The following is a 14,523-nucleotide window of genomic DNA, read 5'->3' as shown; positions in this document are numbered from 1 at the left end:
GCGCCCAATTAAAATTTCAATAAAAATATATGAAATCAAACGTATTAGGTTATCCTCGTATCGGTGAAAAACGAGAACTTAAAAAAGCTAATGAGTCTTTCTGGGCTGGTAAAATATCAGAAGAAGAACTCTTAGCTGTGGCTGAAAATATTCGTGTACATAACTGGACACTACAAAAAGAAGCAGGAGTAGATTTGATTCCTTCTAACGACTTCTCTCTTTATGACCAAATGCTTGACTTTTCGTTTACAATAAGCGCTATTCCTGAGCGTTTTACACCAATTAAACATTTGCGTGATTTAGAACGTTATTACGCTTTGGCACGTGGCTATCAAAAAAATGGTATCGATATTACTGCTATGGAAATGACCAAATGGTTTGATACCAATTACCACTATATCGTACCCGAATTTACTAAAGACCAATCTTTCAAAATTCTTGTAAACAAACCTTTGCAAGAGTACAACTTGGCTAAAAAACACGGTTTCGACACTAAACCTGTACTTATCGGCTTGGTAACTTATTTGCTTCTCGGAAAAGAAAAAGAACAAGGATTCCACCGCTTAGACTTGGCTGAGCGTCTATTGCCTGTGTATGTACAAATCGTACGAAGTTTAGTAGATGCAGGTGCTAAAACTATTCAAATAGATGAGCCTTACTTAGCTCTCGACCTTCCTGAAGGCGCTCCCGATGTATACAAAAAGGTATATACCGAGCTAAGAAGCAAATTCCCTACCACCGAATTTATCCTCACTACCTACTTCGGAGCATTGGATAACAATACCGAATTAGCTGTTTCATTGCCTTTCAATGTATTGCACATCGATTTAGTGCGTGCAGCTGCTCAGCTTGACAAAGTGCTCAAAGCACTTCCTGCCGATAAAAAATTATCTCTTGGAGTAGTAGATGGACGTAATATTTGGAAAAACAACTTCGAACACTCATTAGCATTGATTGAAAAAGCTAAAGAAGCTATCGGTGCTGACCGCCTATTGATAGCTACTTCTTGCTCTTTATTGCACTCTCCTTGCAACCTCGAACTCGAAAACAACGAGAAAGTGCTTACCCCTGAAATCAAGCAATGGTTGGCTTTTGCTAAACAAAAAGTAAAAGAAGTAACTACTTTGCAAGCTCTTGCTACAGGTCACATAACACCTGAGGTAAAAGTAGCCTTTGAAGAAAACAAAAAAGCAGCTGAAACACGTAAAACTTCACCGCTTATCCACGACAACAAAGTGAAAGAGCGTGTGAACAACATCACAGCCAAAGACGATGTGCGCCACAGTCCGTTCAACGAGCGTAAAGTAGCACAACACAAAGCGTTAAACTTACCTCTTTTCCCTACAACTACTATTGGGTCATTCCCTCAAACCGACGAGGTACGCAGCTGGCGTGCTCGTTTCAAAAAAGGAGAACTCACCCAAGCTGAATACGATAAGTTATTGGAAAAAGAAATTGAAGAGTCTATCCGTTTCCAAGAAGATACCAATATCGATGTACTCGTACACGGAGAGTTTGAACGTAACGATATGGTGGAATACTTTGGCGAATTGCTCAAAGGTTACACCTTCACCAAATTCGGTTGGGTACAAAGCTACGGTTCACGTTGCGTAAAGCCACCGATTATCTTTGGTGATATTTCTCGTCCTGAACCAATGACTGTACGCTGGAGTAAATACGCACAATCGCTTACCAAATTGTCCGTAAAAGGTATGCTTACAGGACCTGTAACTATCTTGCAATGGTCGTTTGTACGCGATGACCAACCGCGTTCTGAAACTTGTTTGCAGATAGCTTTAGCAATCCGTGATGAAGTAGTAGACCTCGAAAAAGCGGGCATCAAAGTTATTCAGATTGACGAACCAGCTATCCGCGAAGGATTGCCTTTGCGCAAGAGTGAGTGGAAATCCTACTTCGATTGGGCAATCAAAGCATTCCGCATTTCAGCTTCAGGCGTAAAAGACGAAACTCAAATCCACACCCATATGTGCTATTCTGAGTTCAACGATATGATTGAAGCTATCGCCGATATGGACGCTGATGTGATTACCATAGAGTGTTCACGTTCACAAATGGAACTCCTCGATGTATTTGGCGACTTCAAATATCCTAACGAAATAGGACCTGGGGTATACGATATTCACTCACCACGCGTACCTTCACAAGAAGAAATGACCAACTTGATGAAGAAAGCCATTTCGGTAGTGCCAAAAGAGCAATTGTGGGTAAACCCCGACTGCGGACTCAAAACACGCCACTGGCCAGAAACCAAAGCAGCTCTTCACGCAATGGTGGATACCGCTAAAGAACTTCGCAATCTTTACAAATAAGAAATAAGAAGTAATAAATAAAAAAAGCAATGTGCATTTTCTCGTACATTGCTTTTTTGTTTGTAAATTTCTAAAATCTACTAACAATACTAATAATCATCTGCTAATTCTAAGAAATCCTCAAAATATTCATCAAAAGAATTAAATAGAAGTGTAGGTTTGCTCATTACAAAATCATTGTTTTTATTACAATGTATTTCAGCACCATATACTTTTGAATCGTTGAGGCGATCTGTTTTTGAGACTTTGTACAGAATAAGATATTCGTCAATTTCGTAATTGAGTACAATAAAATCATCGGGGAGGTTGAGTTCTTCTCTCAACTGTTTTGTGAGTTCTATTATTGGATATGATAATATTCCATCTTCTTTGTAAACTCCATTGATATAAGTATCCCCAAAGTTACAAGAGCCACATTCGCTCAAGAACTTTACATACACTTCAGGGAGTAATACCCCTAAAGATGTTTCTACAATTTGAATTTCTTCGGCGGTAGCACCTTCACAGTATTCAAATTCATCACTCTGTTGTAGTTTTCTCAGGTAATTCATTATGTTCTTCTCTTTTAAATACAAAAGTATCGTAGTAAGTATTGAAAAACTGTACAAACATAACCGCACCTTGTCGGTCTTTGTAGACTTCTACTAACAAATCCCCATCTTTATTAGGAGCTATGCGTATTCTATCAATATCTACTCCTAAATAAATAGGAATAAACGGATAGATTCTAAACCTATTATAGCGTTGCCAAAAGTTCTTCTTCTGTTTGCCTTTAAAACCAGCTACCATTCTAGTGGTGCTATCCTTTACTTTTTGGTAACTCACGTACAGCGAATCGGCTTTTACTTGCAGTTTAAACCTACTTAAAGGTAGCGCTGTTTCTTGGTATTCTTTGGGCAGTAGCGGAAAGAACAAAGGAGCTTGTTTTTCCATAGGCTCAGAATATACATAATACGTTCCTTCATTAAGGGTCTTAATAGCAGCTTCATCCATAGGAGCTGTCATTTTAGGGCGTTGCACTGTTTTACACGAAAACAGCAATAACGATAGTAAAACAAAAGCAATGGTTCTCATATAAAATTATTATTAATCATTCACCACTAATCACTCACCATTAATCATCAGTTCCTCTCTTTTAGCATCGGTACAAACTGAAAAGTCCCGTGCGTAGTCTTGTGAAATTCTTTTTCCGATATGCGCTCGTAAAGCGTCATTGTTTGAGTTTCTTCTCCTATCGGAATTACTAAACGTCCTCCTACCGCCAATTGTGCAAGCAACGCTTTCGGCACATAAGGAGCGCCTGCCGTTACCAAAATACGGTCAAAAGGCGCTTCGTTAGGAATTCCTTTATAACCGTCGCCAAAGTACATATGTACAGTACGATTCATTAGTTTGGGGAGTAGTTTTTGGGTTTGCTTAAAGAGTTTCTGTTGTCGCTCAATAGTGTAAAGCTGTACCCCTAAATATAGCAGTACACTAGCTTGATAGCCACTGCCCGTACCTATCTCCAATACTTTTTGTCGAGGTGATACTTGTAGCAATTCCGTTTGGAAAGCTACGGTATAGGGTTGAGAGATAGTTTGCCCTTCCTCTATCGGGAAAGCCTTATCTTGGTAAGCGTGGTCTTCAAAACTGCTGTCCATAAACAAATGGCGTGGTATCGTGCGAATAGCCTCCAATACACGCTTGTCCTTTATGCCTTTTTCTCTCAATAAATCAGCTAATTGATTCCGTAAACCTTTGTGTTTTAATGTGTCTTTCAGCGGTAGCATCTTCTTGTATTTTCGGGTACAAAATTCAACCTTTTTTTTCAACTAAAAAAGTATTTGTGTTATTTTTTTGCTAAAAAGTTGATTAGTTTAAAAATTATTTATACTTTTGTGGCGGAAAAAACTAAATTAGGAAAGAGATGAAGCGTTTAGAACGTAACTTGTATTTCATCTTTGTCTTCCTTTTAGCTACGGCTTGCAGAGTGAGCGATACCTCCTCTGAAGCCACTCAAGTAGTGAAAGTTGAAGATAGATATGAAATGACACTACCTAACTCTCTTACCAGCCAAAATAATCTTTATGAAGAAGCCTCTCTGCAATATGGCAACGGTAAATCTGAGCTTTTTGTTGCAGTAATCGATGAAGACCGCAAGGAGCTTAATGAGGTACTTTACCAAGTATTAAAGGACTCTTTGCATATTAAAAACAAAAAAGCCTTTGTTAAATCCTTCGGATTAAAGGACTATTTTAGCATCTGCAAAAAAGGTTGGGCAGAAGCCAAGATGATGCGCCCTACTGATAAACAAATTACCGAAACTACCATTAATAAATATCCTGCTGTAGTAGTTGAAACTACCGAAACCGTCAATGGTATCGGAGTCTTTTACGTGGTGGCTATTGTCGAAACTAAAAAGACCTACTACCAAGTTTTTACTTGGACGTTAGCTAGCAAAAAAGAAAAGAATTACCAGCAGATGAAGGACATTATCAATTCCCTAAAAGAATTATAAATACTTATCTAATGACTATTAATGTAGCCCTTGCCAGCTTTGGTATGAGTGGACGGGTATTTCACGCCCCTTTCATAGCACAACACCCACAGTATCACCTCTATGCGATAGTAGAACGCCATCGTTCCGATTCACACGCTCTATATCCTGATGCTAAACTTTATCGCTCAGTAAACGAAATGCTACAAGACCCTGCGGTAGATTTGGTAGTGGTCAATACCCCCGTGCAAACCCATTATGAGTATGCCAAAGAAGCGTTATTAGCAAATAAGAATGTATTGGTAGAAAAGCCTTTTACGGTTACTGTCGAGCAGGCTGAAGAACTCAATACATTGGCTACAAAACAAGGCAAGCTGCTTTCCGTTTACCAAAATAGGCGTTATGATGGCGATTATTTAAAGGTAAAAGAAATAGTAAACAGTGGTGTACTGGGCGAACTTAAAGAAGTAGAAATGCGCTTCGACCGTTTCCGAAGTGAAATTAGTGCTAAGGCTCATAAGGAAACTCCCGAACGTGGGGGAGGGGCTCTCTACGATTTAGGAGCACATCTCATAGACCAAGCACTCCAGCTATTTGGTACTCCTAAAAACGTATATGCCGATTTGGGTTACCTTCGCAAAGGTACTCAAACCGACGATTATTTTGAACTGATTCTCTTTTACGAAAACGAACTACGCGTCCGCCTTAAATCCACTACCTATGCTTTGGAACGCCAATGGGAGTACACCTTGCACGGCACTAAGGGTTCCTTTCTTCAACAGCGGTTCGACGGACAAGAAAATGCCTTAGTAGCGGGCACTATCCCTTCAGCCTCTCAGTGGCTACCTTCTGTTGCCGAGCCTAATGGCATTCTCCATACACTTGAAAAACGTTTGTTTACCACTGCCCAACACGGTAACTATTGGCTTTTTTATAACGACCTTTACCAAGCTTTAACAGGCAAAGGTGCCAATCCCGTCCCTGCCACTCAAGCCGTTGAAATTATCAAACTTATTAGTCAATTTAGCCAATAACACAATCTGCTAATTCTCTAATTTTCTAATTTGCAAATTACAACCTTCCTTGCAAGAATTTCTTTACTTTCTTCACGTCATACCCCTTCCCCGATTCTAAATCTTCACTTTTTTGAGTGAAAAGCACATCTCCTTTTTCGTTGAGAATCAAAAAAGAGGGATAACCATATTGTGCGCCAGGGTTTCCGTACTTTTTAAAAGCCTTTTCATTCTTGTTTTCAGGTGAGAAGTTTAGGTGATAAAAAATATATTTCTTATCCAAAATACTTTTCAGTTCAGGCGTAGTAGTCACCAAATGGTTAAAGCGCAAGCACCACACACACCAATTCCCACCTATTTGCACCAACACTTTTTTGTGTTCTTTTTTAGCTTGTTTTAGCAGTTGTGTAATACGTGCATCACCGTCTTCCTCAGGGTGATAAGGTTGTTCATAACCAGCGCGTTCTTTACTTATTTCCTCACTGTTTTGAGACCAAAGAGCAGTACCTCCCCAGCAGAGGAGTGCTATAAAAAAGTATTTCTTCATAAAAACCAAATCTTTTAGAAATATATAATTACAAAAAAAGTGCCAAGATATTTCAAGAGCTATATTGAGGCTGTTCCAAAAGTCTTAAATTTCATTTGTGTCGCTACACTTTGCCAAAGTTACCTGTGTGGCTTGTACCTTTGTCAAAGTTGATTACCTTGATAATCAATTTCTTTTAGTTATATTGTAGAGGCGATTGGCAAATTGCCTTCACAATAAACATTACTAAATTTCCTCTTTTCAATAGATTTTATCTATCATAAATGGCTCTTATAAACATCTAATATATAGGTTATTAATAGCGTTCCTTCGTCTTTTGTTCGTCTTTTGTTCGTCTTAGCTTCGTCTTAGGTTCGCTTTAGCTTCGGTTAAACTCCCTCCAAAATGGCTCTTTTTCCCTCATTTCTCATAGATAATATCTATATAAAGAAAACTATCCGCTTAATGAGTTGATATTTTTAAATATCACAACTATTTTATAGTTTCAATTTTTATTGATTTTTAAGATTTCCATAAGGTTAGATATTCCTTTTTTATTCTGAATTTTCATTTGCTAATTTTCTAATTGGCTAATTCCCAAATTACTAATACATTATCTTAAAAATATTTCATAAAAAGTATGGTTATTCCAAAACAAAACATTACCTTTGCCTATCATTAATGAAAAATAAACGAAACAATTGCTTTTTATGGATAAGTATTCTTTTTTGAATGCCGCAAGTACGGCTTATTTTGGTGATTTATATGATAAATATCTCGAAAACCCCGATGCGGTAGAACCCAGTTGGCGCGCTTTCTTTCAAGGTTTCGATTTTGCTCAAGAGCAATACAGTACTCCGGTAGAAGAAGCAGTACCTGTAATGGTACAACAAGTGGTGGGTAACGAAAACCCTGCGCTTTCCGAAACTGTCAAGAAAGAGTTTGCCGTGCTTAACCTCATCAATGGTTATCGCACTTACGGTCACTTATTCGCACAAATTAATCCGCTACGTCCTCGTGAGCCATATACACCTACTTTGGCTATCGAAAACTACGGGCTTACGACGGCTGACCTCAATACTACCTTCGATGCTGCTCGTGAAATAGGCTTAGCTCCCTCGCCTTTAAGTGCAATTATTGAGGCGTTGAATACTACTTATTGTAAGTCGATAGGGGTAGAATATCAGTATATTCACAATCCCCAAGAACGCGATTGGTTCACCAAACGATTACAGCAAAATCACAATAAACCTCAGTTTTCTAAGGAAGAAAAACTGCAGATCCTTAACAAACTTAATGAAGCCACTTCTTTTGAGAACTTCCTTCATACTAAGTATGTAGGTCAAAAACGCTTTTCGCTTGAAGGCAACGATGCGCTCATCGCAGGTCTCGACTTTATGGTGGAAGCTGCTGCCGAGCAAGGCGTAAAACACGTAGTACTCGGTATGGCGCACCGTGGGCGATTAAATGTATTAGCCAATGTGTTCGGCAAGAATCCAAAGGATATCTTTTCCGAGTTCGACGGTAAGGATTACGAAATGGACGATTGGTTCGACGGTGATGTGAAATACCACTTGGGTATCACCACCCAACGCACTACTCGTGCCGGAGAAACCGTAGATATGAATTTGGTACCTAATCCTTCGCATCTCGAAGCTGTAGATGCCGTTGTAGGAGGTATTACTCGTGCGAAACAAGACCACTATTGTCAAGAGAATTTCCGACAAGCCTTGCCTATCATCATTCACGGTGATGCTGCTGTGTCAGGGCAGGGTATCGTCTACGAAACGGTGCAGATGTGTGGCTTGAGAGGCTTCACCAATGCGGGTACCGTGCATATAGTGATAAACAACCAAGTAGGTTTCACTGCTAATTTTGCCGACTCGCGTTCGTCGTTGTACTGTACCGATATTGCAAAGATGAACGATTCGCCTGTGCTTCACGTAAATGCCGACGATGCCGAAGCCGTAGTGTGCACTTTTCTCTTGGCAATCGATTACCGCCAAGCCTTTGGCAAAGACGTGTATATCAATCTCTTTGGCTATCGTAAATACGGTCATAATGAAGGCGATGAACCACGTTTTACACAACCTCTTTTGTACAAAATTATAAGTAAGCACGACAATCCCCGCAATATTTACGCACAGAAGCTAATCGAAGAAGGGCTCATACAGCAAAGTTATGTTGCCGAGATAGAGAACGCTTATAAAGCTACTCTTGATGCAGACCTCGAAGCATCTCGTCGCGAACCACTTACGATATTAAAGCCTTTTATGCAAACCGAATGGCAAGGCTTTGAAATAGCATCGCCAAAACAAATGTTACAAAAGGTAGATACGACTATTAGCAAACGAAAACTCGACACAATAGCCAAGGCACTTACTGAATTGCCTGCCGATAAACCTTTTATCAGTAAGGTGAAGAAGATTGTAGCCGACCGTAAAGAGGCATATGCACACAACCATATCGATTGGGGAATGGCAGAGCTCTTGGCGTATGGTTCACTCCTTACTGAGGGCTACGATGTACGTATCACTGGGGAAGATGTGCAACGCGGTACATTCTCGCACCGTCACGCTGTGCTCAAAACAGAAGATACCGAAGAAGAAATATGCTTCTTGCAAGACCTCAAAACCAAACAATTGGCAACAGGTACTTTCCATATCTACAATTCGCTGTTATCCGAATATGGAGTCTTGGGCTATGAGTACGGTTATGCAATGGCAAGTCCGCGCACGCTCACCATATGGGAAGCACAGTTCGGCGATTTCTCTAATGGCGCACAAATAATGATTGACCAGTACATCTGTTGTGGTGAAGACAAATGGAAAGTGCAAGACGGATTGGTAATGTTACTCCCTCACGGTTATGAAGGACAAGGAGCTGAGCACTCTTCAGCGCGCATAGAACGCTATTTACAACTCTGTGCTGAGAACAATATGTATGTAGCCAATTGTACTACCCCCGCTAACTTTTTCCACCTACTACGCCGCCAAATGAAGACTACCTTCCGTAAGCCGTTGGTAATATTCACTCCTAAAAGCTTATTGCGTCACCCCCAAGTGATTTCAACTGTGGAAGACTTAGCTGGCGGACAGTTCCAAGAGGTGTTAGACGACCTTCTCGCTAAAGCTCAAAAAGTAAAACGCGTAGTATTTTGCTCTGGTCGCTATTACTACGACCTCTATGCTGAACGCGAAAAACTTGGTAGAGACGATATAGCCTTAGTGCGCATCGAGCAGTTGTTCCCGCTACCGCTAACACAGCTCAAAACCATTATAGCGAAGTACAAACACGCCACCGACTTTATTTGGGCGCAAGAAGAACCTAAAAATATGGGCGCTTATGGCTATATGCTAATGAATTTCGATTTGGTAAAATGGCGTTATGTAGGTACTCCCGCCTATGCAGCCCCTGCCTCTGGTAGCCATACCCGTGACCGCAAACGCCACAACAAAGCTATCGCGGCTGTATTTGAATAAGAAAAAACTAAAAATACCAATTGATATGAAACGAATTATTACATTACTATTGCTGATAACCACTTATGCACTATCAGCGCAAAAAACAGTTACCAAAATTGTGTCACGAGAGCAGAATTCACCCTTGTTCGTGGTGAATGGCGTTCTGATAGACGATAACAAGATATGTAGTATCTTTTTAAACGCAATTGATCCTAATGATATTGAGAATATCAACGTACTTAAAAGCGCACTTAAAGATCCTTCTGCTACTGTTTTATGTAGCAGTAAAGCCGAAAAAGGAGTGGTTATCATTACTTTGAAGAAAAGCAAAGACACTTCTAAGAAAGATAACCTATCAGGAATAGAAAATCCTAATAAAGCTTTTCCTCTGGTTGTTGTCAATGATGTAGAGTTTTCAGATCCTGAAGTAGGAAAGCTTTTTATGAACAATGTCAGCCCTAAAAGAGTAGAGAGTATCGTAGTGCTAAAAGACAAAAAAGCTACTGAAAAATACGGTGAGAAAGCTAAAAACGGAGTGATTTTAGTTACTCTAAAAGGAAAACCTGAAAAGTTAGATATACCACCTTATGAACCTAAATCGTAGTACGACGAGCAATTCGTCGCAAACTTTGGCAAAGTTCAACCCCTATGGGGAACGCAGCTTTCTAACACATAACACCTAAAAAAATGAGTCGAACTTTTTACATTAAAAACACACAAGCACCTGAAGAAATGACTCCTCAGCAATTGCTCGACCTCCAGCGTGAGGGATTTGTACAATACTCTATTGATGATAACGACGAGCATTACTCTCAAGTGATGAATGCACCGCTCAGTGATTGGGGCTATATGCTGATGGGACAAGAAGGCATCAGTGGTCGCGGTTTTGAGGTCTCTTACGACACCGAAACCCAAGACTACGGTGTGCGCGTCTTTACTCCCAGTACCGAAGCCGATTGGTTAGGTGCGTACGAGTTTATTGGCAAAGTAGCCACCGCATTGGGTAGCAAAGTGGTTGATGAAGAAGGAGAGGTTTATGAACCTAATGCCATTACGTACGATTATAGAAACGATATTAAATTTGGTATCAAATGTTATGAAGGTGAAAAAGGAGGATCTTATCTGTTCGGTGTCTACCGTCCTATATGTTTGTCAGACGAAATGATAAACGGGTTATTAGTCGCCGAAGATAAGGTAAAAGCCTTTAGTCAGCTCATAGAAAAACAACTATATGAGCACCCTGATGCATATATTGCACGTCAGCAGTTTTTTAGAAATGATAAAAGAGAGGTGATGGGAGCTTATGCTCTTACAGAGGGCGTCCCTACTATCTTGCCATATGAATATCCGCCTTTTGTAGATTTCACCCAAGTAAACCTCAGTCAAGACGATGTAAAGTTGTGGCGCATTAGTTTGGTAGTCATCAACGGCGATGAAAACGACCCTAATGCTTATGAGGTACTCGATGGACTCGATTACCAAACCTTTTTAGAGCGATTGCCTCAAGAGAAAATACAAAAACTCGATGGTCACTATATGCTTATAACCCTCAACCGACAAGAACTCGAAGCTCTTTTGCAAAACGACAAGCAAGAACGCAAAGGACTCCTAGCAAAATTGAAAAACTTTTTAACGACGAAATAACTAATACCTAACACCTAAAACTAAACGATATGTTGGAAATGAAAGTCCCTTCACCTGGGGAATCTATCACCGAAGTAGAAATAGCCCGTTGGCTTGTAAAAACAGGTGATTATGTAACCAAAGACCAAGCTGTTGCCGAAGTGGATTCCGATAAGGCTACTCTTGAACTTCCCGCTGAAGCCAGTGGAGTCATTACACTGAAAGCCGAAGAAGGCGAAGCTGTAAAAGTAGGACAAGTGGTATGCCTGATTGATACTAAAGCAAAAGCACCAGCAGGAGCTTCATCAGCAGGTACTTCACCATCACAACCAGTTAAACAGGAAGCTCCTATAGCACCTACATCTTCTGCAAAGCAAGTTCCAAGTCCTGCCGCTCGTAAAATATTAGCAGAACGCGAGATTCCTGTATCAGCAGTAGTGGGTACAGGTAAAGGCGGTCGTATTACCAAAGATGATGCACTTAAAGCCTCTAAACCTTCGATGGGGACTCCTACGGGTGGCGTTCGCAAAGAAGTGCGTACTAAGATGAGTATGTTGCGTCGCAAAGTAGCCGAACGTTTGGTGAGTGCTAAGAATGAAACCGCTATGCTCACTACCTTCAATGAGGTGGATATGACGGCTATTTACGAGTTGCGCGCCAAATATAAGGACGCTTTCAAAGAGCGCCATAATGTGAGTCTCGGCTTTATGTCGTTCTTTACTTTAGCCGTCGTGCGTGCCCTTAAACTCTTCCCCGATGTCAATTCGATGATTGATGGACAAGACAAGGTAACTTACGATTTCTGCGACATCTCTATAGCCGTTTCAGGACCTAAAGGCTTGATGGTTCCCGTGATTCGCAATGCCGAGAACCTTTCGTTTAGAGGTGTGGAAGCCGAAGTAAAACGCTTAGCTACCCGCGCTCGTGATGGACAAATTACGGTAGATGAAATGACCGGTGGTACTTTTACGATTACTAATGGGGGCGTGTTTGGCTCTATGCTTTCTACTCCTATCATCAATCCGCCACAATCAGGGATTTTGGGTATGCACAACATCGTCGACCGCCCTATCGTGCGCAACGGACAGATAGTGATTGCTCCTGTAATGTATGTCGCTCTTTCATACGACCACCGTATCATCGATGGGCGTGAATCAGTAGGATTTTTAGTAGCTGTAAAAGAAGCTCTCGAAAATCCTGTAGAAATTCTAATGAATAGCAATCCTAAACAAGCTCTTGAGCTCTAAGGAATTAGAGAAAAAGATATAGAAAACTCCCTATAAAGCTAACAGCTTTATAGGGAGTTTTAATAATTAGTAAATTATGAATCAGTTACTTTACAAAAGCAACGGCTTTCATTTCTTCAATGAAACGCAGAGCAAGTTCATCGGCTTCTGCTTGACTTTTAGCTTCAGTGTAAATGCGAATAATAGGTTCAGTATTAGATTTTCGCAAGTGTACCCAGCTTTGAGGAAAATCAATCTTTAAGCCATCGATAGTATTGATTTGCTCGTGTGCGTACTTCTTTTGCATTTCACGTAGGATATTATCGGGGTTAATGTCTTTGGTAAGTTGTATTTTGTTCTTGCTCATATAATAAGCAGGATAACTATTGCGCAAGGTCTTTACACTGCATTTTCTTTCAGCAAGTAAGGAAAGGAATAACGCTACACCTACCAAAGCGTCACGACCATAGTGTAGTTCAGGATAGATAATACCTCCATTGCCTTCACCACCTATGATTGCGTGCACTTCCTTCATTTTAGCAACTACGTTTACCTCACCTACAGCTCCTGCTGCATACTGTACTCCGTACTTTTCGGCTATATCTCTCAATGCACGAGAAGAAGAGAGGTTAGAGACTACATTTCCTTTGGTTTTTCCTAAAATATAATCGGCGCAAGCAACCAGAGTATATTCTTCGCCGAACATTTCACCTTCTTCCGTAATAAAAGCTAATCTATCTACATCGGGGTCTACTACGATACCAAAATCAGCTTTTTCTTCAAGTACTTTTTTGCAGATGTCTCCCAAATGTTCTTTTAAAGGTTCGGGGTTATGAGGAAAATGTCCGTTTGGTTCACAATACAAACGAACTACTTCTACGCCAAAATGTTCTAATAACTTTGGAATTGCAATACCTCCTGTGGAGTTCACCGCATCAACAACCACTTTGAATTTACAATTGCGTATGGCTTCGATAGTGGAAGATATTAGCAACCCTAACACTGCCTCAATATGTTTTTGAATATAGGTATTATCGTGAGAAATACTTCCTAAAGCTTCTACATCAGCAAAAACCACTTTGTTCTCTTGAGCGATGGTTAGAATTCTTTCACCTTCTTTAGCACTGAGGAACTCTCCCTTATTATTGAGAAGTTTTAAGGCGTTCCACTGTTTAGGATTATGACTTGCAGTGAGAATAATGCCCCCATCGGCTTTTTCCATTGTAACAGCTACTTCGACGGTAGGAGTTGTACTTAGCCCGATATCCACTACATTAATGCCTAATCCTACAAGGGTGTATTGTACTAAGTTCTGTATCATTTCGCCCGAAATACGTGCGTCTCTTCCTACAACTACCTTTATATTTGCTTTGTTGAGGGTTTCTTTGAGCCACGTACCATAAGCGGCAGCGAATTTTACGGCATCGATAGGGGTTAGATTTTCATCGGGTACACCTCCAATAGTACCACGAATACCTGAGATTGATTTGATTAATGACATAATTTTAGTGATTATACTCTCTTCAAAAGATAAAAGAGAGAGTGTTTTTTCGCGACAAAAATAGGATAAAAAAATGATATATAAAAATTTGAAATCATAAAGATTAATTATTAATGGTTAGTGATTAATGGTTAAATTAAAGAAGGCTTATGGGATAAACGAACAACAGGCGAAGAAAGACTGGCTTAAGAGTGGGTCTACAGTGGGTCTACAATGAATAAAAGACGGTACGACCTGCACGGGCATATAGAGAAAAGACGAACAATGAACGAAGAAAGAACGAAGAAAGAACGAAGAAAGAACGAAGAAAGAACGAAGAAAGAACGAAGAAAGAACGAAGAAAGAACGAAGAAAGAACGAA

At 40.2% G+C, this 14,523-nt stretch carries 12 protein-coding genes; 7 read left to right on the top strand and 5 right to left on the bottom strand.

Translation table 11 applies throughout. From position 1 onward, the window contains the following. The first annotated feature begins 29 nt into the window (after window positions 1–29). Window positions 30–2,330: a 5-methyltetrahydropteroyltriglutamate--homocysteine S-methyltransferase gene (gene metE, locus HMPREF1528_RS04320; protein WP_016478782.1), complete on the top strand. Its 2,301-nt coding sequence runs from the start codon at window positions 30–32 to the stop codon at window positions 2,328–2,330. An 89-nt stretch (window positions 2,331–2,419) separates the two neighbouring features. Here metE and HMPREF1528_RS04315 read toward each other — a convergent pair whose 3' ends face one another. From HMPREF1528_RS04315 to HMPREF1528_RS04305, 3 genes are read right to left on the bottom strand one after another with little or no spacing between them, the layout of a single operon-like run. Further along, a complete protein-coding gene (locus HMPREF1528_RS04315; protein ID WP_016478781.1) occupies window positions 2,420–2,881 on the bottom strand; it encodes an SMI1/KNR4 family protein in 462 nt (153 codons plus the stop codon). Then, window positions 2,850–3,404, bottom strand: a complete 555-nt coding sequence (locus HMPREF1528_RS04310) for a hypothetical protein (protein WP_016478780.1) — start codon at window positions 3,402–3,404, stop codon at window positions 2,850–2,852. Before HMPREF1528_RS04310 ends, HMPREF1528_RS04315 begins: the two co-directional genes overlap by 32 nt. A 47-nt stretch (window positions 3,405–3,451) precedes the next feature. Further along, window positions 3,452–4,102, bottom strand: coding sequence for a protein-L-isoaspartate(D-aspartate) O-methyltransferase (locus HMPREF1528_RS04305; RefSeq protein ID WP_002671501.1), 651 nt, complete (start codon window positions 4,100–4,102; stop codon window positions 3,452–3,454). 137 nt (window positions 4,103–4,239) lie between these two features. Here HMPREF1528_RS04305 and HMPREF1528_RS04300 point away from each other — a divergent pair, with 137 nt between their 5' ends. After that, window positions 4,240–4,830 carry a hypothetical protein gene (locus tag HMPREF1528_RS04300; RefSeq protein ID WP_016478779.1) on the top strand — a complete coding sequence of 197 codons (591 nt, stop codon included), beginning with the start codon at window positions 4,240–4,242 and terminating at the stop codon, window positions 4,828–4,830. A gap of 11 nt (window positions 4,831–4,841) precedes the next feature. Then, window positions 4,842–5,843, top strand: a complete 1,002-nt coding sequence (locus tag HMPREF1528_RS04295) for a Gfo/Idh/MocA family oxidoreductase (RefSeq protein ID WP_016478778.1) — start codon at window positions 4,842–4,844, stop codon at window positions 5,841–5,843. A gap of 37 nt (window positions 5,844–5,880) precedes the next feature. Here HMPREF1528_RS04295 and HMPREF1528_RS04290 read toward each other — a convergent pair whose 3' ends face one another. Next, a complete protein-coding gene (locus HMPREF1528_RS04290) occupies window positions 5,881–6,369 on the bottom strand; it encodes a thioredoxin family protein (RefSeq protein WP_009411346.1) in 489 nt (162 codons plus the stop codon). Window positions 6,370–7,058: 689 nt separating this feature from the next. Here HMPREF1528_RS04290 and HMPREF1528_RS04285 point away from each other — a divergent pair. The 4 genes from HMPREF1528_RS04285 to odhB all read left to right on the top strand — a co-directional run bounded on the left by HMPREF1528_RS04285 (window position 7,059) and on the right by odhB (window position 12,682). Then, entirely contained in the window at window positions 7,059–9,830 is a 2,772-nt protein-coding gene (locus HMPREF1528_RS04285; protein ID WP_016478777.1) for a 2-oxoglutarate dehydrogenase E1 component, read from the top strand. A 25-nt stretch (window positions 9,831–9,855) separates the two neighbouring features. Beyond that, window positions 9,856–10,416, top strand: a complete 561-nt coding sequence (locus tag HMPREF1528_RS04280; RefSeq protein WP_016478776.1) for a TonB-dependent receptor plug domain-containing protein — start codon at window positions 9,856–9,858, stop codon at window positions 10,414–10,416. Window positions 10,417–10,499: 83 nt separating this feature from the next. Further along, entirely contained in the window at window positions 10,500–11,456 is a 957-nt protein-coding gene (locus HMPREF1528_RS04275) for a DUF4299 domain-containing protein (RefSeq protein ID WP_016478775.1), read from the top strand. Window positions 11,457–11,485: 29 nt separating this feature from the next. Then, complete coding sequence (gene odhB, locus HMPREF1528_RS04270; protein WP_016478774.1) at window positions 11,486–12,682, top strand: 2-oxoglutarate dehydrogenase complex dihydrolipoyllysine-residue succinyltransferase; 1,197 nt, start codon at window positions 11,486–11,488, stop codon at window positions 12,680–12,682. A gap of 85 nt (window positions 12,683–12,767) precedes the next feature. Here odhB and glmM read toward each other — a convergent pair whose 3' ends face one another. Then, complete coding sequence (glmM, locus tag HMPREF1528_RS04265; protein ID WP_016478773.1) at window positions 12,768–14,162, bottom strand: phosphoglucosamine mutase; 1,395 nt, start codon at window positions 14,160–14,162, stop codon at window positions 12,768–12,770. Window positions 14,163–14,523 lie beyond the last annotated feature (361 nt).

The sequence above is a fragment of the Capnocytophaga sp. oral taxon 336 str. F0502 genome, assembly GCF_000411575.1.
Lineage (GTDB): Bacteria > Bacteroidota > Bacteroidia > Flavobacteriales > Flavobacteriaceae > Capnocytophaga > Capnocytophaga ochracea.
This window is presented reverse-complemented; position numbering and strand designations above follow the sequence as displayed.

Excerpts from the sequence above, each read along its gene's own strand:
- metE (WP_016478782.1), top strand. The coding sequence starts at position 30 with ATGAAATCAAACGTATTAGGTTATCCTCGTATCGGTGAAAAACGAGAA.
- HMPREF1528_RS04315 (WP_016478781.1), bottom strand. The coding sequence starts at position 2,881 with ATGAATTACCTGAGAAAACTACAACAGAGTGATGAATTTGAATACTGT.
- HMPREF1528_RS04310 (WP_016478780.1), bottom strand. The coding sequence starts at position 3,404 with ATGAGAACCATTGCTTTTGTTTTACTATCGTTATTGCTGTTTTCGTGT.
- HMPREF1528_RS04305 (WP_002671501.1), bottom strand. The coding sequence starts at position 4,102 with ATGCTACCGCTGAAAGACACATTAAAACACAAAGGTTTACGGAATCAA.
- HMPREF1528_RS04300 (WP_016478779.1), top strand. The coding sequence starts at position 4,240 with ATGAAGCGTTTAGAACGTAACTTGTATTTCATCTTTGTCTTCCTTTTA.
- HMPREF1528_RS04295 (WP_016478778.1), top strand. The coding sequence starts at position 4,842 with ATGACTATTAATGTAGCCCTTGCCAGCTTTGGTATGAGTGGACGGGTA.
- HMPREF1528_RS04290 (WP_009411346.1), bottom strand. The coding sequence starts at position 6,369 with ATGAAGAAATACTTTTTTATAGCACTCCTCTGCTGGGGAGGTACTGCT.
- HMPREF1528_RS04285 (WP_016478777.1), top strand. The coding sequence starts at position 7,059 with ATGGATAAGTATTCTTTTTTGAATGCCGCAAGTACGGCTTATTTTGGT.
- HMPREF1528_RS04280 (WP_016478776.1), top strand. The coding sequence starts at position 9,856 with ATGAAACGAATTATTACATTACTATTGCTGATAACCACTTATGCACTA.
- HMPREF1528_RS04275 (WP_016478775.1), top strand. The coding sequence starts at position 10,500 with ATGAGTCGAACTTTTTACATTAAAAACACACAAGCACCTGAAGAAATG.
- odhB (WP_016478774.1), top strand. The coding sequence starts at position 11,486 with ATGTTGGAAATGAAAGTCCCTTCACCTGGGGAATCTATCACCGAAGTA.
- glmM (WP_016478773.1), bottom strand. The coding sequence starts at position 14,162 with ATGTCATTAATCAAATCAATCTCAGGTATTCGTGGTACTATTGGAGGT.